The organism is Ideonella livida, assembly GCF_010499455.1.
Lineage (GTDB): Bacteria > Pseudomonadota > Gammaproteobacteria > Burkholderiales > Burkholderiaceae_C > Ideonella > Ideonella livida.
In genome coordinates, this window is record NZ_JAAGOH010000021.1 from 52770 (window position 1) to 78369 (window position 25600).

Sequence of the window (25600 nt, forward strand, 5' to 3'; positions counted from 1 at the left end):
AGCGCCGGGCCGCTCCCAAGCGGCCGAGGCACCCTCTCGGAGGGTGGCGCCGGTACCCCGGCGCCGGGAGCAGTCACCCCGAGGCCAGCGCCGGGCCGCTCCCAAGCGGCCGAGGCACCCTCTCGGAGGGTGGCGCCGGTACCCCGGCGCCGGGAGCAGTCAGTTCACTCGTAGGAGAAGCGCTTGGCGATGAGCATGAGGAACTGCTCCAGCGCCAGGCCGACGATGCCGATCACGAAGATGGCGATGATGATGTGCTGGACGTTGAGGTTGTTCCACTCGTCCCACACCCAGAAGCCGATGCCCACGCCGCCGGTCAGCATCTCGGCCGCGACGATCACCAGCCAGGCCGTGCCCACCGACAGGCGCACGCCGGTCAGCAGGTAGGGCAGGACCGAGGGGAACAGGATCTTGGTGATGACCTTCCACTCGGAGAGGTTCAGCACCTTGGCCACGTTCAGGTAGTCCTGCGGCACGCGCTGCACGCCCACCGCGGTGTTGACCACCATCGGCCAGATCGAGCAGATGAAGATGGTCCAGATGGCCGCCGGGTTGGCGCTCTTGAACACCAGCAGGCCGATGGGCAGCCAGGCCAGCGGGGACACCGGCTTGAGCAGGCTGATCAGCGGCGAGGCCATGCGGTTGAAGAAGGTGAAGCGGCCGATCAGGAAACCCAGCGGGATGCCCACCAGGGCGGCCAGGCCGAAGCCCAGCGCCACCCGCTGCAGCGAGTTCAGGATGTTCCAGCCGATGCCCTGGTCGTTGGGCCCGTTGCGGTAGAACGGGTCGGCAAACAGCTTGACCGCGGCGTCCCAGGTCTGCAGCGGGGTCGGAAAGCCCGTGCCCTGCTTGAGGGTCAGCAGCGCCCACACGCCGATCAGCAGGCCCAGGCCCACCAGGGGCGGCAGCACCTTGAGCACCAGGCCGGCCCAGTCAAAGGGCGCGCGGGGCACCGGCGCGGGCCGGGCCGCCGGGGTGGCGGGCGTGGACGGGGCCTTGGCGGCCTCGGCCGCAGTCGAGGTCGAGGGGCTGGCGGGGGAATGGAACACGGCACTGACCATGGGGGACTCCTGGAGGGGGCGCGGCCGTCAGGCTCAGGCCTTGATCTTGAAACCGTCGGCGTACTTCTTGGGGTCCTTGCCGTCCCAGACCACGCCGTCGATCAGCTTGCTGGTGCGCATCACGTCCTTGGGCACACTGACCTTCATGGCCGAAGCGGCTTCCTTGTAGAGGTCGATCTGGTTGATCTGCTTGGCCACGGCCAGGTAGTCGGGGTGGTTTTTCAGCAGGCCCCAGCGCTTGTGCTGGGTCAGGAACCACATGCCGTCCGACAGGTACGGGAAGTTGACCGCGCCGTCGTTGAAGAACTTCATGTGGTTGGGGTCGTCCCAGGTCTTGCCCAGGCCGTTCTGGTAGCGGCCCAGGATGCGCTGGTTGATCGCGTCCACGCTGGTGTTGATGTAGGACTTGGCCGCCACCGCCTCGGCCATCTTCATCTTGTTGGACAGGCTGGCGTCGATCCACTTGCTGGCTTCCAGCACGGCCATCATCACGGCGCGGGCGGTGTTGGGGTACTTCTTGACGAAGTCGCCGGTGGTGCCCAGCACCTTCTCGGGGTGGTCCTTCCAGAGGTCCTGGGTGGTGTTGGCGGTGATGCCGATGCCGTCCAGGATGGCGCGGTGGTTCCAGGGCTCGCCCACGCAGAAGCCGTCCATGTTGCCCACGCGCATGTTGGCCACCATCTGCGGCGGCGGCACGGTGATCAGCTTGGCGCCACTCAGCGGGTTGATGCCGTGCGCGGCCAGCCAGTAGTGCATCCACATGGCGTGGGTGCCCGTGGGGAAGGTGCCGGCAAAGGTGTACTCGCGCGGGTTGGCGGCCATGACCTTGGCCAGCGACGGGCCGTCGACCGCGCCCTTGTCGGCCAGGGCCTTGGACAGGGTGATGGCCTGGCCGTTGTGGTTGAGCGTCATCAGCACGGCCATGTCCTTCTTGGGCCCGCCGATGCCCAAGTGCACGCCGTAGACCAGGCCGTAGAGCACGTGGGCCATGTCCAGCTCGCCGTTGACCAGCTTGTCGCGCACGCCGGCCCAGGAGGCCTCCTTGGTCGGGACGATGGTCACGCCGTACTTCTTGTCAAAGCCCAGCACGCTGGCCATGACCACGCTGGCGCAGTCGGTCAGCGGGATGAAGCCGATGCGCACCTCCTCCTTCTCGGGCTTGTCCGAGCCCGCCGCCCAGGCGCCGCCCGGCAGCCAGCTGGCCGAGGCGGCCACGGCCGCGGCCCCCGCGCCCTGCAGCAGCTGGCGGCGCGACAGCGCGGGCGTCGAGGACTCGGCGCCGGCGGGGGCGGCCATCGGGGTCGATTTGTCGGAGCTGCTCATCATTCGATCCTTCGGGGCTGAAGTGAGGAAAAGGGGGAGGGGGCGTCTTGCCCGCTGTGCGGGGCGCGTCAGCGGCGCAGGAAAAAAAAGAGGCGTCCGTCGTGCACAGCAGTGACGCTGTGCCGATCGGACGCCTGTGTCCAAAAACCGCTCTGGTTTACCTACAACCTGACCATGCAGCTCGCCTTTGAGCTGCGTGCAGTGCTATGCAGAGACCGTGCCAGCCCTTCGCCAGACCGCCCTCCCCGGGGCGACCGCGGGTTGTACGCTCAACCTGGCGGCAGGCGCACCACAAGGCGACCCCCGCCGGCCTGCTCTGCACCAAAAGGATGCTGCGGTGCACAAGTGTGCGGCGTACCACGCGGCCCGCCCTCAGCCCAGCCCCACCGGGGCCGGGGCGCGGTTCAGGATGGTCTGCACCACGCCCTGGTAATCCTCCAGCGAGCCGTGGCCGGCCAGCGGGTCCCGGTTGCGGGCGAAGGCCGCGTCCAGCGCGGCCCAGTCTTCGGGCGCCAGGTGGGCCAGGGCCGCCGGCAGCACCGTCTGCTCCTCGATGCCCATGTGCTCCAGGTAGAACTCCACATAGCGCGCCGCGGCCACCTCAAAGGCTTCGCGCCGGGGCTCGCCCATCACCTCGTAGGCCAGCATCAGGTGCTCCAGGTGGCGGATGGCGCGCTCGCCGTTGCCATGCTCACGGTCCAGGCGGTCCAGCACCTCGGCCAGCCCCGGCACGCGCGCGCGCAGCTGCGGGAACAGCAACTGGCTCTCCTTGGTGTGGTGCAGCCGCTCGGGGAACTCGTCGATGTAGAACAGCATCGCCCGCAGCACGCCGAAGTCCGGCGGCCGGCCCTCGCGCCGGGACTGCGCCAGCAGCAGCAGCAGCGAGCGCAGCATGGCGGCCAGGGCTTGGTGTTCTTCCTTGATGACGGTGTAGGCGTGAGGGCGCATGGGCGTGGCGGCGGCAGGGCCGCGGCAGAAAAAAGGGGGTGCCGCAAGATAGAAGCCCCCCCTGGGGTGGGCGTTGACCTGCCTCAAGACGGCCAGCCGCTACAGTCCTGCCTCTCCCCAAACCAGGGAAGTCCCGAAGAGGATGCCGCCCGCGGCCCCGCCCCCTCCGCTTCCCGCTGCAGAAGAATCTCCGCCATGCTCGCCTACCGCCACGCCTTCCATGCCGGCAACCATGCCGACGTGCTCAAGCACCTTGTCCTGGCGCGCGTGCTGCGCTACATGGCCGCCAAGGACAAGCCCTTCCGCTACATCGACACCCATGCCGGTGCCGGCGGCTACCAGCTCAAGGGGGCGCAGGCGTTGAAGAACGCCGAGCACCGCGACGGCATCAGCCGGCTCTACGGCCGCGCCCGCCTGCCCGAGATGCTGGCCGACTACGTGAACCTGGTGCGCGAGTTCAACATCGCCTCCGACGCCAGCCTGGACGCCGAGACCCAGGCCGCCCAGCGGGCCGACAAGGGCTACACCCCGCCGTTGTCGCTGTACCCGGGCTCGCCCTCCATCGCCCGCGCCCTGCTGCGCCCGGGCGACAGCATGCGCCTGTTTGAACTGCATCCGGCCGATGTGCGCACCCTGGCGGCCCACTTCGACGGCCAGCGTGGCGTGCAGATCCTGCATGAGGATGGCTTTGCCGGCCTCAAGGGCCAGGTGCCGCCGCAGCCGCGCCGCGCCGTGGTGCTGATCGACCCCTCCTACGAGCTGGTGAGCGACTACGGCAAGACCGTGGCCAGCCTGCGCGAGGCCGTGGGCCGCTTTGCCGAGGGCGTCTACATGGTCTGGTACCCCATCGTGCGCCGGGTGGAGGCCGTGCAGTTGCCCAAGCGCCTGGCGGGCCTGGCCCCCAAGGGCTGGCTGCATGTGCGCCTGACCGTCAAGGACGTGGACCCGCAAGGCTTCGGCCTGACCGGCAGCGGCCTGTTCATCCTCAACCCGCCCTGGACCCTGCACCAGGAGCTGGCCGCCGTCCTGCCCACCGTGGTGGAGCTGCTCGCCCAGTTCGAGGGCGCCCAGTTCGAGATCGAGGAACAGCCCGCATGAGCCACACCGCCGCCGCGCCCGATCCCGCCCGCGCGCCCCTGGCTGGGCTGAAGGTGCTGGAGCTGGGCCAGCTCATCGCCGGCCCCTTTGCCGGCAAGACCTTGGGCGACTTTGGCGCCCAGGTCCTCAAGGTGGAGCCGCCCGCCCAGGACGGCGCGGCCGGCGGCGACCCCCTGCGCCAGTGGCGGATGCTGCATGAGGGCACCAGCGTCTGGTGGCAGGTGCAGAGCCGCAACAAGCAGAGCGTGGCGCTGGACCTGCGCACCGAGGCCGGCCGTGCCGCCGTGCGCCGCCTCATCGACGAGGCCGACGTCCTCATCGAGAACTTCAAGCCCGGCACCCTGGAGAAATGGGGCATGGGCTACGACGCCCTGGCCGCCACCAACCCCGGGCTGATCATGCTGCGCATCAGCGGCTACGGCCAGGACGGCCCCTACCGCGACCTGCCCGGCTTTGCCGTGGTGGCCGAGGCCATGGGCGGCCTGCGCCACCTGATGGGCGAGCCCGGCCGCCCGCCGGTGCGCGCCGGCGTCAGCCTGGGCGACACCCTGGCGGCGCTGCATGGCGTGATCGGCGTGCTGCTGGCCCTGCAGGCCCGCGCCCGCACCGGCCGCGGCCAGGTGGTGGACGTGGCCCTGTATGAGGCCGTCTTCAACTGCATGGAGAGCCTGCTGCCCGAGTACAGCGCCTTTGGCGCGGTCCGCCAGCCTGCCGGCAGCGCGCTGCCTGGCATCGCCCCCAGCAACGCCTACCGCTGCGCCGACGGGCAGGTGGTCATCGGCGGCAACGGCGACAGCATCTACAAGCGCCTGATGGCCGCCATCGGCCGCGACGACCTGGGCCAGGACCCGGGCCTGGCGCACAACGCCGGCCGGGCCGCCCGGGTCGACGAGATCGACGCCGCCATTACCTGCTGGACGGTGCAGCGCCCGGTGGACGCCGTGGTGGCCGCCCTGCAGGCCGTCAGTGTGCCCGTGGGCCGCATCTACACCGTGGCCGACATTGCCGCCGACCCCCACTACCGTGCCCGCGGCATGATCGAGCGCATCGTCACCGCACAGGGCCTGTCGCTGGAGGTGCCGGGCGTGGTGCCCAAGCTCAGCGACACCCCCGGCGGCCTGTTCCGGCCGGCGCCGGCCCTGGGCGAACACGACGCCCGGGCCTGGGGCGATCCCGCCGCCTGAGCCGCCCCACCCCGGGGACTTTCCCGGGCGGCGAGCCCTCCGTGCGGCCGGCGGCCCCGTCCGCCGCCCGACCCGACCGTGGCGCAGGTTCATGCGCTAAGGTGCGGCGCTGGTTCAACCCCCCATCACCGCACCATGCCCCGCACCCCTGCTCAACCGGCAGCCCGGCGCGCGATCCTGGGCGGCGGCCTCAAGCTGGCTGCACTCGGACTCACGCTGACCCCCCTGGCCCGCACCGGCGCCGTCCTGGCGCAGGCCCGTCCCGACGCCACCGCGGCCACCCCCGCGGCAGCCGCCTCGCCGGCCGACCCCTGGCCCGCGCCCCTGCGCCTGGAGGTGGAGGCCACCGACCTCACCCACCGCGTGCTGCGTGCCCGCCTGCAGCTGCCGCTGGCCCGCCCTGGCCAACGCCTGACCCTGCACCTGCCGCGCTACCTGCCCGGCACCCACGGCCCCTGGGGGCATGCCGCGCCGCTGGCGGGCCTGCGCTGTCAGGCCGACGGACAGCTTGTGCCCTGGCAGCGCGATGCGCTCGATCCCCATGCCTTCCACCTGCAGCCGCCGGCCGGGGCCCAGGTGCTGCAGCTGGAGCTGCAGCACCTCACCCCCCTGAACCCGGGCGAGGAGGACCGGGTCAGCGTCAGCCGCAAGCTGCTGGGCGTGCAGTGGGAGAAGCTGCTGCTCTACCCCGATGGCGTGGCCCACCATGCGCTGCAGGTGCAGGCCCGCCTGCGCCTGCCGCCCGGCTGGCAGGCTGCCACCGCACTGCGCGGCGCCGACGGTGAGCCGGCCCGGCCCGATGCGCAGGGCTGGTTCGAGTTCGCCCCCTGTTCGCTGGAGACCCTGGTGGACAGCCCGGTCTTTGCGGGCCCGCACTACCGCCGTGTGGCGCTGGACGCGCCGGGGACCGCCCGCCCGGTGGTGCTGCACCTGCTGGCCGACGAGCCCAAGTCCCTGCAGGCCACCGAGGCCCAGCTCCAGGCCCACCGCGCCCTGGTGCAGCAGGCCGACCGGCTCTTCACCCAGCGCCCCTGGCGCCACTACGACTTCCTGCTCGCCCAGTCCGACGCCTTCGGCGGCATGGGGCTGGAACACCATGAGAGCAGCGAGAACGCCGTGCCGCCCGGCTACTTTGACGACTGGGACAAGTCCATCCACGAGCGCGAACTGCTGCCCCACGAGTTCGTCCACGCCTGGAATGGCAAGTACCGCCGCGGGGCCGACCTGGTCCGGCCCGACTACCACCAGCCCGGCGCCAACAGCCTGCTGTGGGTCTACGAGGGGCAGACCGAGTTCTGGGGCCATGTGCTGGCGGCCCGTGCGGGCCTGAGCTCCGCCGAGCAGGCCCGCGACCGCCTGGCCTACCGTCTGGCCGAGGCCCAGCTGCGCACCGGCCGCGCGTGGCGCTCGCTGCAGGACACCACCCAGACCCCGCAAATGGGCCATGGCCCCACGCGTGAATGGGGCGAGTGGCAGCGTGGCTACGACTACTACCCCGAAGGCCTGTTGCTGTGGCTGGCCGCCGATGGCCTGATCCGCGAGGCCAGCGCCGAGCGCCGCGGCCTGGACGACTTTGCCCGCGTCTTCTTCGGTCCGGCTTGGACGCCCCGCGCCGACGGCAGTGTGACGCCCCGTCCCTACCGTTTTGAGGACCTGACGGCCGCGCTGGCCCAGGTGCACCGCCACGACTGGACGGCGTGGCTGCGCGAGCGGCTGGACGCCACCGGGCCGCAGGCCGGCGTCCTGCTCGACGAGACCCTGGCCCGCAGCGGCTGGCGCCTGGACTGGAGCGACCAGGAAAGCCGCTTTGCCCAGGCCGCCCGCGGCTGGGGGGGAGAACCCCGGCCCCAGGACCTGCGCTTCAGCCTGGGCCTGCGGGTAGGGGCCAAGGGCCGGCTGGGCCGCGTGGTGTGGGACGGCCCGGCCTTTGCCGCCGGCCTGGTGCCGGGCATGGAGCTGGTGGCGGTCAACGACCAGGCCTACCGCCCCGAGCGGCTGGACCAGGCCCTGCGAGACGCCCGCGACGGCCGCGGCCCGGTGCGCCTGCTGGTCAAGGACGAGGACAGCTTCCGCACCGTCAGCTTTGAGGCCCGCCACGGCCCGCGCTTTCCGGTGCTGACGCGGGTGGCCGGCGTGCCCGACCGGCTGGGCGCGCTGTACGCCCCGCGGGGCGCCTGAGCCGGCGCCTGCGCGGTGGGGCAAAGCGTGCCGTGCGCCGCGCTTTGCCCCACAGTTCCGCGGCTTGCATGCGCTGCCGTGGTCCAACAATCGGGCGCTCGCCATGCCCTACTTTCCCGCCTTCCTCCGCGCCGGCCGTGGTGCTGCCGCACGGCGCCGTGCCCGCCTGTGGTGGTTGCGCCGGGAGCGCACGACCCGCCCCCCGACCGAGGCGGAGGCGGCCCGGCTGCGGGCCCGCCAGCTGCAGGCCGTGTTGCGGCTCACCCCGGTGGCCATGGGGATCAACCTGGGCAATGTGGCCGTCATCGTCCACGCGCTGTGGGGGCAGGTGGCCCCGGCGCTGCTGCTGGGCTGGGGGGGCGGTATTGCGATCATGGCCGCGATGGGGCTGCGCGGCTGGTGGCGTGGCCGTCAGCGGGGTGAACGGTCCACCGCCTCGGCGCGGGCCTTGCGGCGTGCGGCCTGGCAGGCCGGGGCGCTGGGGATGGCCTGGGGCGTCCTGCCCCTGGTCACCCTGAGTGCGCTGGAGGCCACGGCGCAGTTCTTCGTCGGCACGGTCATTACCGGCATGATTTGCGCCGGGGGCTTCGCGCTCTCCAGCGTGCCCTGGGCGGGCACCGCCTATGTGCTGGCCCTGGGTCTGCAGGCCATGGGGGCGCTGGCGCTGTCCGGCCATCCCCAGGCAGGCAGCTTGTCGGTCCTGCTGGGGGCCTACAACGGCCTGGTCCTCTACACCGTCTGGGCCTATGCCGCGGGCCTGCGCGCCCGGCTGCTGGCCGAGGCCACCGCCGAGCGCCAGAACGAGGTCATCAGCCTCCTGCTCCAGGACTTTGAGGAGCATGCCAGCGATGTGCTGCTGGAGGTCGATGCGCTGGGCCGCTTCCTGCACGTCTCGCCTCGGCTGGCGCAGGTGCTTGGCGTGCCGGCCAGGCGGCTCACCCAGCGCCCAGCCTGGCCGCTGCTGCGCCGCTGGATGGCCCGCGACGAGGGCGGGCGCACCGCCTGGTCGGCTCTGCGCGCGCGGCTGGCAGAAGGCCGTGCCTTCCGGGACCATCCCCTGCCGCTGCAGACCCCGGCCGGGCCGCGCTGGTGGTCCTTGAGCGCCCGGCCGCTGGTGGATGAGCACGGCCTGCCCGCCGGCTGGCGCGGCGTGGCCACCGACATCACCGAGCGCCACCTGGCCCACAGCCGGCTGAGCTGGCTGGCCCACAACGACAGCCTGACCGGGCTGGTCAACCGCCACCAGTTCCGTGAGCGCCTGCAGGCCCTGCTGGGCGCCGTGCCGGTGCCGCCGCTGGCCGTCATCTGCTTTGACCTGGACGGCTTTAAGCAGGTCAATGACCAGCAGGGGCATGCCGCTGGCGACCGCCTGCTGACCGACTTCGGCCAGCGCCTGCTGGCCCTGAGCCGCCGCAGCGACACCGTGGCCCGGCTGGGGGGCGACGAATTTGTCATGCTGGTGCTGGACATCCAGCGGCCCGAGACCCTCAAGCCCCTGCTGGACCGCATCCTGCTGGCGCTGGAGGTGCCGGTGGAGCTGGCGCCCGGGTGCCAGGAGCCCCTGCGCTGCAGCATGGGCGTGGCCCTGGCGCCCGCCGACGGCCAGGACGTGGACACCCTGCTGAGCCATGCCGACCTGGCCCTGTACGCGGCCAAGCGCGCCGGGGGCCAGCGTTACAGCTTCTTCTCCGCCCAGATGACCGATGGCAGCCGCCGCCGCGCCCAGCTGGTGCAGGCCCTGCGAGGCGCGGCGTCCCGGGGCGAGCTGCATTTGGCCTACCAGGCGCAGATCGAATCCGAGGACCTGCGGGTCAGCGGCTTTGAGGCGCTGCTGCGCTGGCACCACCCCGAGCTGGGCGACATCTCGCCCGTGGAGTTCATTCCCCTGGCCGAAGGCGCCGGCCTGATGGGCGAGCTGGGCGCCTGGGTGCTGCAGGCCGCCTGCCGCGACGCGGCGCAGTGGCCGGCAGGCCTGTCCGTCTCGGTCAATGTGTCGGCGCTGCAACTGGCGGAGCCGGACTTCCTGGCCCAGGTGCAGGCGGCCGCGGCGCTGCTGCCCCCCGGCCAGCTGGAGCTGGAGGTCACCGAGTCGGCGCTGATCGATGACGCCGACACCGCCGTGGCCGTGCTGCAGCAACTGCGCGCCCAGGGCCACCGCACCGCGCTCGACGACTTCGGCACCGGCTACTCGGCCCTGGGCTACCTGCGGCGCTTCCGCTTTGACACCCTCAAGATCGACCGCAGCTTTGTGCGTGACCTCAGCCGCGACGCCGGCGCCCAAGTGCTGGTGGACACCATCCTGGCCATGGCCCAGGCCCTGGGCATGCGCACCGTGGCCGAAGGCGTGGAGACCGAGGCCGAGGCCCGCCGCCTCATCCACCGTGGCTGCACCTCACTGCAGGGCTTCCTGATCAGCCGTCCGGTGCCCGCCCAGGCCCTGCCGGACTTCCTGCAGGCCTGGTGCCGTCGCGGCGCCGCGTCACTGCGTCCGTCCCTGTCGCCCCCCGCACCCGAGGCTGAGGCCTGCGGGAACGCCACCGCCCCGGCAGACGCCGGCGCGCCGCTGATGCACCGCTGAGGCCGGCAGCCCCGCGCCCCACGGGGCCGGGACCGGCTTCAGTAGGCAGTGCCCGCGCCCTCGCGCTTTAGGTCCCGAAAGGCGGCCAGCACCCAGCTGCGCAGGCCCAGCACCAGGGTGAAGGGGCGCTTCTGCTCCGGCGGCAGCTTCTGGTCGGCCAGGTGCTGCTGGGCGAAGTCCTCGGCCACCTTCATCAGCCGCGCCTGGAACTGCAACGCCAGCGGCCGGCCGATCTGGCCGTGCACCAGGGTCAGCAGCTCGCCGCTGCCGTCAAAGCCGCCAGCAAAGTAGTCGGCCGTCACCTCCTCGCGGAAGAAGCGCATCACCGGGCCGTGCGGCCGCCAGCGGAAGGTCTTGGCCACCTTGAGCCGGTAGCGGTTCAGGGGGCGCAGCTCGATGATGCCCAGCCGGTCCAGCTCGGCCAGGCCCCGGACCACCTCGGCCTCGGTGACGCGGTAGGTGGCCAGGATCTGCTCCACCGTCCAGAGGCTGACGCAGCAGGTGGCCAGCAGCAACAGCTTGCGGTCGCCCACGATGGCGCGTTCCTGCGCCAGCGTCAGGCTCTGCGCCAGGGGCTGGGCCTCGGCCACCTGCCGGGCCAGGTCGGCAAAGTCGCAGCGCAGCACCTGGCAGATGGCGTCGATGCGCGACAGCGGCATGTCGCCGGTGGCCAGCATGCGCTTGACGCTGCTCTCGGCCAGACCCAGCTCGCGGGCCAGCGCGGCGTAGGTGATGCCGGCGGCCTTGAGTTCCTTCTTGATCTGCTGGACCAGGGCCTGGGTGGTGGACATGGGGGGAGTGAGGGGGGGAGGGGGTGGGTCGGTGCCGGCCGCCACCGCGGGGTGGCGACCGTGCGGAGCCTTTCAGGGTATCGCCACACGATACCGGTGGGCACGCTGCAACGCCCCCTTGGCGATTCCCGGTCGGCCTGGTCGCGCCGTTGGTGCACCATGCGGCCCGTTGTGCACCCCTGCAACCCAGGCGAGGAACCCGATGTCGACGACCACCGCCCCGGCCTTTCAGCTCACGCCCCCCGAGGCGCTCAAGCCGCTGGACGACCGCACCGCCCGTGATGCCATGCCCTTGCCGGCCCCGCTGCAGGCGGCGGTGGACGACCAGGTGGGCCGCTTCTTGGACGGCCTGCTGGGCGAGGACGTGGACAGCGAGGCCTTCAAGGCCCGGCTCGACAGCGCCTTCGCCCTGGGCAAGGAGGAGATTTCCCAGGCGGCCGGCCTGATGCAGGGCCGCTTCATGCAACGCAACTTCGTGGGCATGGAAGACTCGCCCGCCTTCCATGCCATTGCCGAGATGCGCGGCCTGCTCGACCGCCTCAACCCGGGCAAGGAGGGCGACCTCTTGCAGCCGCAGAAGCTGCTGGGCTTCATCCCATTCGGCAACCGGCTGCAGGCCTATTTCCGCAAGTTCCAGTCGGCCGGCGATCAGCTGCAGAGCGTGCTGCAGCAGGTCTACGCCGCGCGTGACGACATGCAGCGTGACCTGGTGGACATCGAGGCCACCCGCAGCCAGCTCTGGGAGGCCATGCAGAAGCTGGGTGCGGCTGCGCGCTTTGCCGAGGCGCTGGACCAGCAGCTGGCCGCCCGCCTGGACGGCCTGCGTGGCAGCGACCCCGCCCGCGCCAAGGCGCTGGAGCAGGAGGTGCTGTTCTATGCGCGGCAGAACCTCAAGGACATCCTGACCCAGCAGGCGGTGTGCACCCACGGTTACCTGGCGCTGGACGTGCTCAAGCGCACCGGCCGCGAGATGATGAACGGCTGCACCCGCGTGGCCACCACCGGCATGAGCGCCATGGCCGTGGCCCAGACCGTGGCCCGCGCCACCGGCAACCAGGTGCAGGTCATGGACATGCTGGGCGGTGTGCAGACCTCGCTGGAGAACCTGATCGCCGACACCGGCCGTCAGCTCAACCAGCATGTGGCCCGCAGCACCGAATTCGCGCAGAACCCGCTGCTGGGCGTGGACAAGCTCAAGGACATGTTCGACCAGACCTTCCAGGCCATGGACGCCATGGACGACTTCCGCAGCAAGGCGGTGGAGACCATGGCGCAGAACAACCGCCTCATCCGCGAGCAGCTGGCCCGCGCCGACGGCTACCTGGACCGCCACCGCCGCCAGCAGGCGCGCCAGGCCGTGCAGGCCGGCGGTGCCGGTCCGGTGGCGCTGTGACCGCCACCCCGCCACGGCGCTTTCCCGTCCCTTCGTTCCACCCGTCCGCGCCGTTGCTTCGGCGCCCCGATTCAGGAGGTCTCCATGTCTACCCGCTATGTGATGCAACGTGACACCGGCGCCTGGCGCCTGCAGGTCTGGGCCGCCTTCATCCTGTCCATCCTGGCCTGTGTGGTCGGCACCTGGGACTTGCCCGGCCAGCAGCTGGACCGCGCCTTTGTGGCCCTGGGCATGTTCTTCTCGCTGTTCGCCTGCCTGGCCTTGGCCAAGACCCAGCGCGACAACCGCGACAACCAGGTCGACACCCAGGGCTGGGTGATCACGGTGTGGGCCGGCTTTGCCGCGGCCATGGTGCTCACCGCCTGGGGCCTGTGGCGCATGAACATCGACACCTGGCACAAGAACTACATGGTCGTGTCCTGGCTGTTCATGGTCAGCACCACCTTCACCGTGGCCAAGACCGCCCGTGACCGCCACGAGGCCGACCTGATGGCCCGTGCCGCCCAGCAGGCCCGCGAGCAGCGCCAGGCCAGCGAGCTGCGCCCCGACGCGCGCCCCGAGCCGCGCCAGGCCGCCTGAGCGGCCAGGGCGTCCTCAGCCGGGACGCCGCGCCTTGGCCTGCAGGAAGGCCTGCTGGCGCAGCAGGGCCTCGCCCGCCTGGGCCCCGGCCCGCGCCTCGATGGCCGCCAGCTGGGCCGACAGGCTGGCCAGCTGGCTGGCCAGCAGGGCGCGAGCGCTCTCACCGCCCGGTGCCAGGGGTTGCCCGCGGCGCGCGGCCGGCACCTGCAGATAGGCCTGCAGCGAGTCGGGCAGGTAGCGGCGCACGCACTGGCCCAGGAACAGCGCGTCCTCGGTGGACGGCGCTGGCCGCCCCAGGGCCGCCGCCAACTGATGCTTGAGCTCGCGCAGCGGCTCGGCCGCGGCCGCATCGCCTTCCTCCAGCAGGGCCGCCACCACCTCGGTCAGCAGCGCGTCCAGGCTGTGCAGCGTTGTCGTGTCCAGGCGCAGCGTCTGCCAGCCGGTGGCCGCCGGCTGCGCCGCCGCCCGTTGCTGGGCCGCCCGGTGCAGCTGCCAGCCCGCCAGGGCCGCGCTGAGGGCGGCACCGCCGGCGGCCAGCACCGTGGGCAGGCCTGCGGGCAGCAGTGGCGTCAGCACCCCCAGGGCCACGGTCCCCACCGCGGCGGCCAGCACCGGGCCGGGCAGGCGGTGTGTGCCCGGGGTGGCCGCGGTGGCCGGCAGCGTCTCGGCCAGGGGCAGCCCCAGGCTCTGACGGGCCAGCAGCCGGCGCGCCTGGGCCGGGGGCACCGCCGCCGCCGCCGGCGCCGCCTCCCGCCAGGCCTGGGGCGAGGTGCGCCGGTTCACCGGCGCGGGGCCCACCACATAGCGTCCATCGCCGTCGTCATGCTCATCCATCTCGCATCCTTTGCGCCGCCGCCCCGGTCGCGCCATCGGCGGGGCCGGCGGGCCCGCATGGTACGGGCCCGGCCGCCGCCCAAGATGGGGGAGACCGCCCGCCGGCCGTGGCCGCGGTCATGCATCGCGGCTACATTCAGCCCGGAGCAGTCCCCCCAAGGGGCATGGCCAGACCGGGTCCGCCCGGGGCCGCCCGCCTGCGCGCCCGAGCGCCGCCCACCCCCGACCGACCCGCGTTCCCGCCCCACCCATGAGCTCGCCCAACCAGTTCACCCTGCTGCGCCAGCGCCGTTTCGCCCCGTTCTTCTGGACGCAGTTCCTGGGGGCGATGAACGACAACGTCTTCAAGTTCGCCTTCACCGTGCTGGTCACCTACCGGCTGCAGGTGGACTGGCTGCCGCCCTCGCTGGCCGGCCTGGCCATCGGGGCGGTGTTCATCGCGCCCTTCGTGCTGTTCTCGGCCACCTCGGGCCAGATCGCCGACAAGTACGACAAGGCCTTCCTGACCCGCATGGTCAAGAACCTGGAGATCCTGATCATGGTGCTGGTGACGGTGGGCATGGCCACCGGCCAGGTGGGGCTGCTGCTGGGCTGCATCGGCCTGCTGGGCCTGCACAGCACGCTGTTCGGGCCCGTCAAATTCGCCTACCTGCCGCAGCACCTGCGTGAGGATGAGCTGACCGGCGGCAACGGCATGATCGAGATGGGCACCTTCGTGGCCATCCTGATGGGCAATGTGCTGGGCGGCCTGCTCATCGCGCTGCCGCCCGAGGCGGTGTTGCCAGGCTCCCAGGCCGTGGCCGCCGTGAGCCTGGCGCTGGCGGTGTTGGGCCGCCTCACCGCCCAGGCCGTGCCGGCCACCCCGCCCACCGCACCAGGGCTGCAGGTCAACTGGAACCCCTTCACCGAGACCTGGCGCAACCTCAAGCTGGCCCACGGCAACATCGTGGTGTTCCGCTCGCTGCTGGGCATCTCCTGGATGTGGTTCTTCGGCGCGGTGTTCCTCTCGCAGTTCCCCTCGTTTGCCAAGAACGTGCTGCATGGTGATGAGCACGTGGCCTCGCTGCTGCTGGTGGTGTTCTCGGTGGGGGTGGGCCTGGGGTCGCTGCTGTGCGAGACGCTCAGCCGCCGGCATGTGGAGATCGGCCTGGTGCCGCTGGGGGCCATCGGCATGAGCGTCTTTGCCGCCGACCTGTACCTGGCCAGCCGGGGCCTGCCTGCCGCCGCGCCGCTGGGCGTGGTCGCCTTCCTGGCGCAGGCGGGCACCTGGCGGGTGCTGGCGGACCTGTTCCTGCTCTCGCTGTTCGCCGGGCTCTACAGCGTGCCCATGTATGCGCTGATCCAGCTGCGCTCGCCCGCCAGCCACCGCGCCCGCATCATCGCGGCCAACAACATCCTCAACGCCCTGTTCATGATCGCCAGCAGCCTGGGCGTGGGCGTGCTGCTGTCGGCCGGCTTCACCGTGCCCGAGGTCTTCGGCCTGACGGCCCTGCTCAACGCCCTGGTGGCCGGCTACATCTTCCTGCTGGTGCCCGAGTACCTGCTGCGCTTTGTGGCCTGGGTGCTCTCGCACGGGGTGTACCGTTTCCGCCTGCGCGGGGCCGAGCACATCCCCACCGAGGGACCGGCCATCCTGGTGTGCAACCACGTCAGCTTTGTCGATGCGGTGCTGCTCATGGCCGCCAGCCCCCGGCCCATCCGCTTCCTGATGGACCACCGCATCTTCAAGGTGCCGGTGCTGGGCTGGCTGTTCCGTCTGGCCAAGGCCATTCCGGTGGCCCCGCGCGGCGAAGACCCCGCCGCCTACGAACGAGCCCTGGCCGCCGCCGGCCAGGTGCTGGCCGATGGCGACCTGCTGGGCATCTTCCCCGAGGGCGGCATCACCGTGGACGGCCAGCTCCAGCCCTTCAAGGGCGGGGTGATGAAGATCCTGGCCACGCAGCCGGTGCCTGTCGTCCCCATGGCCCTGGGCAACCTCTGGGGCAGCTTCTTCTCCCGCATCGAGGGTGGCCGCGCCATGGTGCGCCCGCTGCGCCGCGGCCTGTTCAGCCGCGTCACGCTGGATGTGGCGCCGGCTGTGCCTGCCGGGCAGGTGACGCTGGAGGGGTTGCAGGGGACGGTGCAGGGGCTGCTGCACGCGGCCGCGCCGCGGCGCGGCTGAGGGCCCCGTCCGCATGCCCCGCGCAGACGGGGTGGTGGACCCCGGCGGGCTGGGTGGTCAAGGACAGGGGAGGGATGCATGCACAAGACGACGGGGGAACAGGACCCGGGCGGCAGCGGTGCGGGCCGTCGTGCCGACGCCTGGCTGATGGGGTTGTTGACGGGCCTTTGGTGTGCTGCCGTGGCGGCCGCCGGCTGGGGTGGGGACTACCCGGTCAACGACGATTGGGTCTATGCGATCTCGGTGCGCACCCTGCTGGAGACCGGGCGTTTCCACCTTCCGGACTTTTCACAGGCCTTGACGCTGCCCCATGTGTATTGGGGTGCCGCCTTTGCCTGGCTGGGTGGTGGCTTCGGCTTCGTGCCGCTGCGCCTGTCGGTGACGCTGCTGGGCCTGGTGGGGCTGTTGCTGGCCTACCGGCTCCTGCGTGACGCCGGTGCCCATCCGGCGGTGGCGGCCAGCGCGGCCGGGGCGCTGGGCCTGAACCCGCTCTATTTCAGCCTCAGCCTGACCTACATGTCGGACGTGACGTTCTGCGTCCTGGTCATGGCCACGGTGTTGGCCTGGGGTCGGTGGCTGGATGGCCGCGGCGCCCGCTGGGGGCTGCTGGGCGGCCTGTGCGGTGTGCTGGCGGCGCTCACCCGGCAGTTTGGGCTGGTGCTGTTGCCGGCCCTGCTGCTGTCGATGGCCTGGCGCGATGGCCTGACCCGGTCCACCTGGTGGCGTGGCCTGGCCCTGGTGGCCGTCGTGGTGCTGGCCTATGGGCTGCTGCAGCACTGGCTGATGCTGCAGGGGCGCCAACCTTCGCTGCAGCAGCCGGTGAGTGAGCTGCTGTGGCGCTGGCTCAAATGGGGCCGGGTGGCCATCCTGCTGCTGTACGCGGCGATGCTGCTGTCGCCCCTGGCCCTGCTGTGGGCGGCGCAGCGGCGCCAGGCCTGGCGCGAGGCCGGATGCCCCGGCTATGACCGGCGTCTGCTGCTGCTGAGCCTGCTGCAATTACCGCTCATGTTGGCCTGGGGCAAATACTTTCCTGCCTGGACCAATGTCCTCCAGCCCTGGGGCATCGGGCCGGTGACCTTGCGCGACAACCTGTTGCTGGGTCTGCACGTTCCCCAGACCCCGCTCTGGTTGTGGGGCCTGTGGGGCGGGTTGACCCTGCTGGCGGCCTGGACGGTGGCGGTGCTGGTGGAGGCGGCCTGGGCCCGTCGGCAGGCGGCAACGCCGGGCCGGGCGGCGTGGCGGGCCGGATTCGCGGTGCCGGTGGGCTGGGCGCAGGCGCGGGCACGGTGGTCGGCCCAGACGGTGCTGGCGGCGGTGGCGGCGGCCCTGTTGGGGCTGGCCATCTGCTTCGGGCCGGCCACCTTTTTTGACCGCTACCTGCTGCCCGTGCTGCCGCTGCTGGCGCTGGTGGGCGTGCGGTGCTGGCCGCAGGCGGCCCGGCCGCCGGCCCCGAAGGCGCTGGCCCTGGCCGCCGGGCTGTGCGCCCTGCAGCTGGCCCTGGCGGTGGTTGGCGTGCGTGACTTCTGGGCCATGAGTGAGGCCAAGTGGCAGGCGGTGGCCCGCCTGCATGCGCGCGGCATCGGGCCGCAGGTCCTGGATGGTGGCTACGACTACAACGGCTGGCTGCTCTACCGCCGCGGCGGGCCCAGTACCCTGCCCGACAAGAGCTGGTACTGGGTCGAAGACGACGCCTACCAGCTGGCCTTGGGGCCGATGCCGGGCTACCGCCTGCTGGAGACGGTGCCTTACCAGCGCCGGCTGACGGGCCGCACCGAGCAGATCCACATCCTGCAGCGCCAGGCCCCGTCAGCCGCGCAGCAAGCGCCAGTCAGGCCCTGACCGCGGGCTGCGGTGCCCGCGCGGGTTCAGGCCGTCGGCGGGGCCGGCCGGGTGGCCACCGCCACCACCGACAGGCCGAAGGGCAGGCGGATACGGGGCAGCAACGCCCCTTCGGAGGCCAGGACGCGCTCCAGCAGGCGGTTGATGGCGGGGTGGGGCAGGGCCAGTTCGTCACCCAGCGGCCGCCGCAGCAGGCGCTGCAGCCCCCTGGAGGCCAGCGCCGCCGGAAACAGCCAACAGTTGAAATAGCTGGCGTAGTGCACGCGCAGCCCCGCCTGCGCCATGGCACGCAGCAGCTGCCCCCGGGTGTAGCGGCGGTGGTGGTGGTTGCGCACGTCGTGCTGGCTCCATAAGAAGCCGTAGGCGGGCACCGTCACCAGCAGCCGCCCCTGCGGTGCCAGCCGGTCCGCCAGCGCGCGCAGCGCGGCCACGTCGTCGGCCACATGCTCCACCACGTCCAGCGCGCAGACCAGGTCAAAGGTGGTGTGAAAGGGCACCGCGTCGGGCAGGTGTCCGCTGCGTACCTCGCACAGGCCGCGGGCCTGGGCGCGGGCGCGGGCGCCCGCATCCAGCTCCATGGCGCTGACCCGGCCCAGCGTGGCCAGCAGGGGCAGGTTGCCGCCCGTGCCGCAGCCGACCTCCAGCACCGTGCGGGGCTGCGGGCCGGGGCAGGGCGGGAGCAGGGCCTGGAGCACGCGCAGCAGCACGCGGCGGCGTCCGCGGAACCACCAGTGGTGCTCCTCCACGGCATGGAACTGGTGGTAGACGTCGTTTTCCACGTGCGATGGGGTTCAGGGTGAGGTGGGGGGCGGCGGCGGGCGGAAGACCCAGCGCCGGCTCAGCAGGTAGGCGCTGAGGGTATAGGCCGGGGCGCCAGCCAGCTGTGCCCACAGCGCGGGCCAGGCCAGCAGGTGCAGGGCCGTGGCCACCGTGGCCAGGTTGGCCAGGTAGGCCAGTGCGTTGACGGTGACAAAACCCAGGAATTGGCCGGCCTGCAGCTGGCGCTGGCCAAAGGTCCAGCGGCTGTTCAAGGCGTAGCTGTTGGCGATGCCGACCGCATAGCCCACCGCATTGGCCCACAGCGGTGGCCAGCCCTGGCCGGCTTGCAGCGCCAGCACCAGCCCCAGGGTGAGCACGGTGTTGGCCACGCCGACCAGCCCGAACCGGACCAGGCGTCGCAGCTCCGCCCCGACCTGCGGCCACATCAGGGGCCTGCCTGCTGATAGCGCAGGCGCTCGGCGGCGACCAGCGCGCTGATGCCGGCCGGCAGTGGCGTGCGCACCGGCGTGGGCCCGGCCAGCGGCAGCCGGGAGCGGAAACGCACCTGCCGGGCGTAGGCCAGGCTGGCGGCACAGACCGAGGTCACCACCCGCGGCGGCCGGTGCATCACATGGCCGAAGGTGCGGAGCAGCTCGGCCACGCTGGTGCTGCGCTCGGCGGCAAAGATGCGCACCAGGGCGCCAGGCTGATCGGCCAGCTGGTCCATGGCCTGGCGCAGGTGGGCGGCGGCATCCGGCGCGAAGAGGTAGTCGCGCAGCGTGTCCAGCGGCACGTAGATGTGGACAACCTGATGGCGCAGCGTGCGCCTGGCGATCTGGGTCAGCAGGCCTTGGGCCTTGTGGGCGGCCTGGTCGGTGCCGTAGAGCGAACTCAGCCGGGCGGCCAGCACCGACAGGCGCTGCCCGGGCCAGGACGCGGCGGCCTGCAGCAGTTGCGCCTCCTGACGCGCCTTGGCATGGCCATAGGCGGTGGTCGGGGCGATGGGCGTGTCCTCATCCACCAGCCCGCCGGTCTGGTGGCCATAGAGCGCGCCGGTGGAGCTGGCCAGCATCACCAGGCCCGGGCGCTCGACCAGCGCGGGCTGCCTGGCCAGGACGCGCAGGAGGTGGGCCAGGGCCGCCTCCTCGCGCAGCAGCGCGGTCTCGGGGCTGTGCAGGGTGCCGGTGCCTGCGGCCCAGCACAGCTCCCAGCGCGGGTGGGCGCAGGCCTGGGCGGCAAAGCGCTGGCAGGCCGCCTCCAGCTGCGCCTGCAGGCGGGGCGGGTCGTCCCAGGCCAGGGGCTGCGCCAGGCGGAAGTGCTGCCGTGAGCTGGCCAGTCCCGCCCCGAGCGCACGGCCCAGCAGGCCGCCGGCGCCCAGGATCCAGCACAGGGGTTGGCTCATGGCCGTGGCGGCGGGGCGGGCCGGGTGGGTTTGGTGCCCACCACATAGAGCGGCTTGCCCATGGCGATGCCCATGGTCACGGCCAGGTACTCCGCGATGATGCCCAGCGCGGTGAGGATGGCGCCGGAGAACAGCGAGGTGGCCAGGAACAGGGAGGCCCAGCCCGGCACGGCCAGGCCGCCATGGAGCTTGGACCAGATGACCCAAGCGGTCAGGCCAAAGGCCAAGGCCAGCGAGCACAAGCCCACCAGGGTGATCAGCCGCAGCGGCCGGGTGCCGGTGGTGAGCACCAGGCGCCAGAAGTGCGAGGCCAGGCGCCGGTAGTTGTAGTTGGAGGGGCGGTCCATCTCGCGGCGCAGCTGCACCGGGCAGAAGCCCACGCGGCCCACCAGCCAGCGCAGGCCCACGTCCAGGTACACGCCGGTGCCGCAGTAGGCGGCCAGGGTGCGGGCGATCTCGCCGTCGATCAGCCTGAAGCTGTTGAAGCGGCCGATTTCCTGGTGGCCCAGCACCCGCCGGCTGATGGCCTTGGCTGTGGCGCTGAAGAAGTTGCGCGCCGCGCCGTGCGGCGCCTGGTTGGTGGGGCTGGCGTAGACCAGCTGCAGCGCCTGCCCGAGGGCCAGGTCCAGCAGGGCGCCGATGTCGCGCGGGTCTTGCTGGCCGTCCTCGTCCAGGGTGACGATCCAGTGGCCCGTGGCGCTGGCCATGCCCGCCAGGGTGGCCGGATGCTGGCCGAAGTTGCGGGTCAGCCAGACCGGCCGCACCACCGGATGACGGGCCGCCAGGGCCTCCATCACCAGGTCGGAGCGGTCGCGGCCGCAGTCGTGCACCAAGAGGATCTCGGTCACCGCGAAGGCCACGCCACCCGGTGTGACGCCGGGCTGGGTCAGGGGCAGCAGCTCCTGGATCAGGGTGGGCAGCGTGGTTTCGCCCCCATAGACCGGCACCACCACAGACACATGCTGGAGATCCGTCGGGCTCATGGTCGCAGGGCGGGGACGGGCCGCCGCCGGGGAGTGGAGTCGGCGGATTGTCATGCGGTGGCGCCCTGGCGCCTATCAGCCTTCCGGATGAATCAGCGCTTGAGCAGCATCAGCCCCTTGAGGTATTCCCCTTCTGGGAAGCACAGGGTGGTGGGGTGGTCGGGCGCGGCCTCCAGGCGCTGCAGCAGGTAGGCGTCCACCTGGGCGTCCAGGCCGGCGCCGGCCACGATCTTGTGAAACAGCTCGGCGCCGATGCCGCCGGAGCAGCTGAAGGTCAGCAGCAGGCCGCCGGGGTTGAGCAGCTTCAGGCCCAGGCGGTTGATGTCCTTGTAGGCGCGGCTGGCGCGGTCGGCGTGCGCGGCGCTGGGCGCGAACTTGGGCGGGTCCAGGATGATGGCGTCAAAGCGCCGGCCGTCCTTGAGCAGCTGGCGCAGCGTGCCGTTGACGTCGGCGTCCAGCGCGGTGTGGCGCGCCGGATCGAAGCCGTTGAGTGCCACATGCGCCGTGGCACGGGCCAGGGCCGGGCCGGAGGAGTCCACGCTGATGACCTCCTGCGCGCCGCCGGCCAGGGCCGCCACGCTGAAACCGCCTGTGTAGCTGTAGCAGTTGAGCACGCTCTGGCAGCCGAACTGGGCCACCATGCGGGCGAACAGCTCGCGGTTCTCGCGCTGGTCCAGGTAGTAGCCGGTCTTGTGGCCTTCCTCCACGTCCACCGTGAGTTGGATGCGGTGCTCGCGCAGGGTGACGGTGGTGGCGCCCGAGCCCCGCAGCCAGCCCTTCACGGGGGGCAGGCCCTCCATCTGGCGCACGCTGGAGTCGCTGCGCTCATAGAGGCGGGTGCAGCCCAGCGGCGCGGTGGCCGCCAGCAGGGCGTCGGCGATGGTCTCCTTCCAGCGGTCGGTGCCGGCGGAGAGGAACTGCACCGAGAGGATGTCCTCGTAGCGGTCCACGATCAGGCCGGGCAGGCCGTCGGCCTCGCCGTGGATCAGGCGCACGCCGTTGCTGGGGATGGCCAGGCGCTGGCGCATGGCCACGGCGGCGGCCACGCGGCGCTGGAAGAAGGCGGCGTCAATGCGCTCGGCCTCGTCAAAGCTCCAGGCGCGCACCCGGATCATGGAGGTGGGGCTGAAGGCGGCCCAGGCCAGGAAGCGGCCGTCGTGGCTCTCCACGCGCACGGTCTCGCCCGCATCGGCCTTGCCCTTGTCCACGCTGCCGGCAAACACCCAGGGGTGCTGACGCAGCAGCGAACGCTCTTTTCCTTCTCGCAGGCGGATGACTTTCATGTCTCGAATTGTCGCCTGCAGGCTGGGATCCCCACGACGTCCTGCCTGTGTGGGCCCGCCCCGGTGGGCTTGACCGGGGGCGCCCAGTCACTTCATGTAGCCCGCCTGGCGCATCACCTGCTCGGCCTGGGTCTGGGCGTTGGCCAGGGCCTGGCCCACGCTGAGCTGGCCCACCAGCGCGGCGCTGATCTGCTGGCCGGTGTGCTGGCCGATGGACTGGAATTCTGGAATCGAGGCGAACTGCACGCCGGTGTAGGGCGCCGGCTGCAGCGTGGCGGCGTTGGGGTCGGCCATGGCGATGGAGACCGCCTCGATCATGGCGAAACGGGCGGCTTGGCGGAACTCCGGACGCCGGTAGGTGGAGTAGCGCGTGCCCGAGGGCAGCGCGGCCCAGCCGGCGGTGCGGCCCACCAGGCTCAGGTAGTCCTCGGAGGTGGCCCAGCGCACGAAGCGCTGGGCCGCGTCGGCCTGGCGCGAGGTGGCCGGAATGGCCAGGGCCCAGGCCCACAGCCAGCTCGCCCCCTTGGGCGTGACGGCGGTGGGCGCCAGGGCAAAGCCGGTCTGCGCGGTCACCTTGGACAGCCGCGGGTCGCTCAGGGCGGTGCCGGCGGCGGTGGCGTCCACCCAGATGGCGCAGCGCCCCTGGGCGAAGAGCTGCAGGTTCTCGTTGAAGCTGTGGGCCGCGGCGCCGGGCGGGCCGTAGTTTTTCAGCAGGTCCACGTAGAAGGACACGGCCTCCTGCCACGGCTTGGCGTCGATCTGCGGCTTCCAGTCCATGCCGAACCACTGGCCGCCCCAGGTGTTGACCATGGTCGACAGCAGGGCCATGTTGTCGCCCCAGCCGGGCTTGCCGCGCAAGCAAACCCCGTAGCGGCCGTTCTTGGGGTCGTGCAGTTTCTGGGCCGCGGTGCGGATGTCGGCCCAGGTGGGGCGGTTGGACATGGACAGCCCGGCCTGCTCGAACAGGTCGGTGCGGTAGATGGTCATCGAGCTTTCGCCGTAGAAAGGCGCGGCGTACAGCGCCTTGCCCACCGACAGGCCGGCGCGCACCGTGGGCAGCACGTCTTTGAGGTTGTAGCGCTCATCGGCCTGGATCTCGCGCAGCCAGCCCTTGCGGCCCCAGATCGGCGTCTCGTACATGCCGATGGTGACCACGTCGAACTGCCCGCCCTGCTGTGCGATGTCCAGCGAGACCTTCTGGCGCAACGCGCCTTCCTCAAGCGTCACCCACTTGAGCGTGATGTCCGGATGGGCCTGCTCGAACTGCTTCGAGAGCTTCTGCATCTCGATCATCTGCGGGTTGTTCACCGTGGCCACCACCAGCTCCACGGCGGCGTGGGCGCTGGGGGCGGCCAGGGCCAGGGCCAGGGTGGCCAAGGCAGCGGGACGGGTGGGGAGCGGCACCATGGGACAACAACCTCCGGGCAATGTGTGCAGCACGTCACGTTCTGCGGGTCGCAGCGTAGCCAGCCGGCCCCATGGCGACCGATACGCGCTTGTTGCCGGCAGATACCGACAGGTCGGCCTGGTCCCCGTGCTTTCCCCGGGGGCGGCAGGCCCCTCAACAGGGCTGTGCGCCTGCGCGATCGCGCGCGGCCGTGTGATGCGCTCGTGCGGGTGGGGGCGCAGCCACTGCATCAACCTGTACGAAATTCACGCTGTTTAGGGAAAACACGGGCCATGTGGCGCAAGACAGTACACATGCTGCCGTTCTGCGTATCAACTGGGCCAAACCGGGCGCCCTATCGTTCACCCCCGTCGATGCCCAAGCCCGGGATAGCGGCATCGCCAGCCCCTTCCCTGGAACTCCTCCGACAGACCCTGGAGACAAACCATGAAGTTGAAGACCTCTCTGGCCCTGGCGTTCGGCCTGGCCGCCCTTGGCGCCCATGCCAACACCGAGCTGGTGATCGCCACCGTGAACAACGGTCACATGATCGAGATGCAGAAGCTCTCGAAGCAGTTCGAGCAGGCCAATCCGGGCATCACGCTCAAGTGGGTGACGCTGGAAGAGGGTGTGCTGCGCCAACGCGTGACCACCGACATCGCCACCAAGGGCGGCCAGTTCGACGTGATGACCATCGGCATGTACGAGGCGCCGATCTGGGGCAAGAAGGGCTGGTTGCAGGCCCTCAAGACCGACGCTGCCTATGACGTGGACGACCTGCTGCCGGCCGTGCGCGGTGGCCTGACCGTGGACGGCAAGCTCTTTGCCGCCCCGTTCTACGGCGAGTCCTCGATGCTGATGTACCGCAAGGACCTGGCCGACAAGGTGGGCGTGCAGGTGCCCGAGCGCCCGACCTGGGCCCAGATCGCCGACCTGGCCAAGAAGATCCACGACCCCAAGGCCGGCGTGTACGGCATCTGCCTGCGCGGCAAGCCGGGCTGGGGCGACAACATGGCCTTCCTGTCCACCCTGGTCAACACGCACGGCGGCCAGTGGTTCGACATGCAGTGGAAGCCGCAGCTCGAATCCAAGCCCTGGAAGGACGCCATCACCTTCTACGTGGACCTGCTGAAGAACTACGGCCCTCCCGGCTCGTCGGCCAACAGCTTCAACGAGATCCTGGCACTGACCAACGCCGGCAAGTGCGGCATGTGGATCGACGCCACCATCGCCGCCTCCTTCGTGAGCGATCCCAAGCAGTCCAAGGTGGCCGACCAGATGGCCTTTGCCCAGGCCCCCACCGCCGCCACGCCCAAGGGCGCCAACTGGCTGTGGAGCTGGAACCTGGCCATCCCGGCCGGCTCGCAGAAGGTGGAGGCCGCGCAGAAGTTCATCACCTGGGCCACGTCCAAGGACTACATCCAGCTGGTGGCCAAGACCAATGGCTGGGCCAATGTGCCCACCGGCACCCGCAAGAGCACCTACGCCACGCCGGAGTTCCAGAAGGCGGCCCGCTTTGCCGCGGCTGAGCTCAAGGCCATCGAATCGGCCAACCCCAACGATTCCACCCTGCCCAAGAGCCCGTATGTCGGCGTGCAGTTCGCCGCCATCCCGGAGTTCCAGGCCATCGGCATCGCCGTGGGCCAGCAGATGAGCGCTGCCCTGGCGGGCAAGACCTCGGTGGACGCCGCCCTCAAGGCCAGCCAGACCGCGGCTGACCGCGAGATGCGCAAGGCCGGCTACTACAAGTAAGCCGACCTTCGCACGGCCCCGCACTGGCTTGGCCGGCGCGGGGCCTTTCCCGTCTGCCCCAGACCGG

At 71.4% G+C, this 25600-nt stretch carries 20 protein-coding genes; 9 read left to right on the forward strand and 11 right to left on the reverse strand.

The features are described from left to right. Positions 1-164: 164 nt before the first annotated feature. From ntrB to G3A44_RS16230, 3 genes are all read right to left on the reverse strand, one after another. On the reverse strand, positions 165-1061 hold the full coding sequence (gene ntrB / locus G3A44_RS16220; protein WP_163458790.1) for a nitrate ABC transporter permease: 897 nt from the start codon (positions 1059-1061) through the stop codon (positions 165-167). Between the two features lie 33 nt (positions 1062-1094). Further along, on the reverse strand, positions 1095-2357 hold the full coding sequence (locus G3A44_RS16225; RefSeq protein ID WP_163458820.1) for a CmpA/NrtA family ABC transporter substrate-binding protein: 1263 nt from the start codon (positions 2355-2357) through the stop codon (positions 1095-1097). 399 nt (positions 2358-2756) lie between these two features. Further along, on the reverse strand, positions 2757-3332 hold the full coding sequence (locus tag G3A44_RS16230; RefSeq protein ID WP_163458791.1) for a hemerythrin domain-containing protein: 576 nt from the start codon (positions 3330-3332) through the stop codon (positions 2757-2759). Positions 3333-3527: 195 nt separating this feature from the next. Between G3A44_RS16230 and G3A44_RS16235 the strand changes: the two genes are divergently transcribed. The 4 genes from G3A44_RS16235 (at position 3528) to G3A44_RS16250 (ending at position 10370) form a co-directional block, all read left to right on the forward strand. Beyond that, positions 3528-4430, forward strand: a complete 903-nt coding sequence (locus G3A44_RS16235; RefSeq protein ID WP_163458792.1) for a 23S rRNA (adenine(2030)-N(6))-methyltransferase RlmJ — start codon at positions 3528-3530, stop codon at positions 4428-4430. Beyond that, complete coding sequence (locus G3A44_RS16240; protein ID WP_163458793.1) at positions 4427-5614, forward strand: CaiB/BaiF CoA transferase family protein; 1188 nt, start codon at positions 4427-4429, stop codon at positions 5612-5614. Before G3A44_RS16235 ends, G3A44_RS16240 begins: the two co-directional genes overlap by 4 nt. 135 nt (positions 5615-5749) lie before the next feature. Further along, positions 5750-7792, forward strand: a complete 2043-nt coding sequence (locus G3A44_RS16245; protein WP_163458794.1) for a M61 family metallopeptidase — start codon at positions 5750-5752, stop codon at positions 7790-7792. 103 nt (positions 7793-7895) lie between these two features. Further along, complete coding sequence (locus G3A44_RS16250) at positions 7896-10370, forward strand: putative bifunctional diguanylate cyclase/phosphodiesterase (protein WP_163458795.1); 2475 nt, start codon at positions 7896-7898, stop codon at positions 10368-10370. Positions 10371-10408: 38 nt separating this feature from the next. Here the strand turns inward: G3A44_RS16250 and G3A44_RS16255 are convergent, their stop codons facing one another. Next, positions 10409-11161 (reverse strand): helix-turn-helix domain-containing protein, encoded by a 753-nt coding sequence (locus G3A44_RS16255; RefSeq protein WP_163458796.1) that lies wholly within the window; start codon positions 11159-11161, stop codon positions 10409-10411. A 202-nt stretch (positions 11162-11363) separates the two neighbouring features. Here G3A44_RS16255 and G3A44_RS16260 point away from each other — a divergent pair, with 202 nt between their 5' ends. Both G3A44_RS16260 and G3A44_RS16265 read left to right on the forward strand, forming a co-directional pair. Further along, the gene (locus tag G3A44_RS16260) at positions 11364-12554 is read left to right on the forward strand and encodes a toxic anion resistance protein (protein WP_163458797.1); all 1191 of its coding nucleotides are present in this window, start codon (positions 11364-11366) and stop codon (positions 12552-12554) included. Positions 12555-12638: 84 nt separating this feature from the next. Further along, positions 12639-13133: a YiaA/YiaB family inner membrane protein gene (locus tag G3A44_RS16265; RefSeq protein ID WP_163458798.1), complete on the forward strand. Its 495-nt coding sequence runs from the start codon at positions 12639-12641 to the stop codon at positions 13131-13133. Positions 13134-13148: 15 nt separating this feature from the next. Here the strand turns inward: G3A44_RS16265 and G3A44_RS16270 are convergent, their stop codons facing one another. Beyond that, positions 13149-13967: a hypothetical protein gene (locus tag G3A44_RS16270; RefSeq protein WP_163458799.1), complete on the reverse strand. Its 819-nt coding sequence runs from the start codon at positions 13965-13967 to the stop codon at positions 13149-13151. Between the two features lie 250 nt (positions 13968-14217). Between G3A44_RS16270 and G3A44_RS16275 the strand changes: the two genes are divergently transcribed. Next, the gene (locus tag G3A44_RS16275) at positions 14218-16128 is read left to right on the forward strand and encodes an MFS transporter (protein WP_163458800.1); all 1911 of its coding nucleotides are present in this window, start codon (positions 14218-14220) and stop codon (positions 16126-16128) included. 78 nt (positions 16129-16206) lie between these two features. Continuing rightward, positions 16207-17967 (forward strand): glycosyltransferase family 39 protein, encoded by a 1761-nt coding sequence (locus G3A44_RS16280; RefSeq protein WP_163458801.1) that lies wholly within the window; start codon positions 16207-16209, stop codon positions 17965-17967. Positions 17968-17993: 26 nt separating this feature from the next. On the opposite strand, the gene G3A44_RS16285 is transcribed toward G3A44_RS16280, so the two are convergent. The 6 genes from G3A44_RS16285 to G3A44_RS16310 form a co-directional block, all read right to left on the reverse strand. After that, the gene (locus tag G3A44_RS16285; protein WP_163458802.1) at positions 17994-18746 is read right to left on the reverse strand and encodes a class I SAM-dependent methyltransferase; all 753 of its coding nucleotides are present in this window, start codon (positions 18744-18746) and stop codon (positions 17994-17996) included. 12 nt (positions 18747-18758) lie between these two features. Then, positions 18759-19172: a GtrA family protein gene (locus tag G3A44_RS16290; RefSeq protein ID WP_163458803.1), complete on the reverse strand. Its 414-nt coding sequence runs from the start codon at positions 19170-19172 to the stop codon at positions 18759-18761. Beyond that, entirely contained in the window at positions 19172-20128 is a 957-nt protein-coding gene (locus tag G3A44_RS16295) for an NAD-dependent epimerase/dehydratase family protein (RefSeq protein WP_163458804.1), read from the reverse strand. The genes G3A44_RS16290 and G3A44_RS16295 overlap by 1 nt, the downstream gene beginning before the upstream one ends. Beyond that, the gene (locus G3A44_RS16300; protein ID WP_163458805.1) at positions 20125-21111 is read right to left on the reverse strand and encodes a glycosyltransferase; all 987 of its coding nucleotides are present in this window, start codon (positions 21109-21111) and stop codon (positions 20125-20127) included. Before G3A44_RS16300 ends, G3A44_RS16295 begins: the two co-directional genes overlap by 4 nt. 92 nt (positions 21112-21203) lie before the next feature. Beyond that, entirely contained in the window at positions 21204-22394 is a 1191-nt protein-coding gene (locus G3A44_RS16305) for a class I SAM-dependent rRNA methyltransferase (RefSeq protein ID WP_163458806.1), read from the reverse strand. A gap of 87 nt (positions 22395-22481) precedes the next feature. Further along, positions 22482-23801, reverse strand: a complete 1320-nt coding sequence (locus G3A44_RS16310; RefSeq protein ID WP_163458807.1) for an ABC transporter substrate-binding protein — start codon at positions 23799-23801, stop codon at positions 22482-22484. Between the two features lie 427 nt (positions 23802-24228). On the opposite strand from G3A44_RS16310, the gene G3A44_RS16315 reads away from it, so the two are divergent. Next, a complete protein-coding gene (locus G3A44_RS16315; RefSeq protein WP_163458808.1) occupies positions 24229-25533 on the forward strand; it encodes an ABC transporter substrate-binding protein in 1305 nt (434 codons plus the stop codon). Positions 25534-25600: the final 67 nt, after the last annotated feature.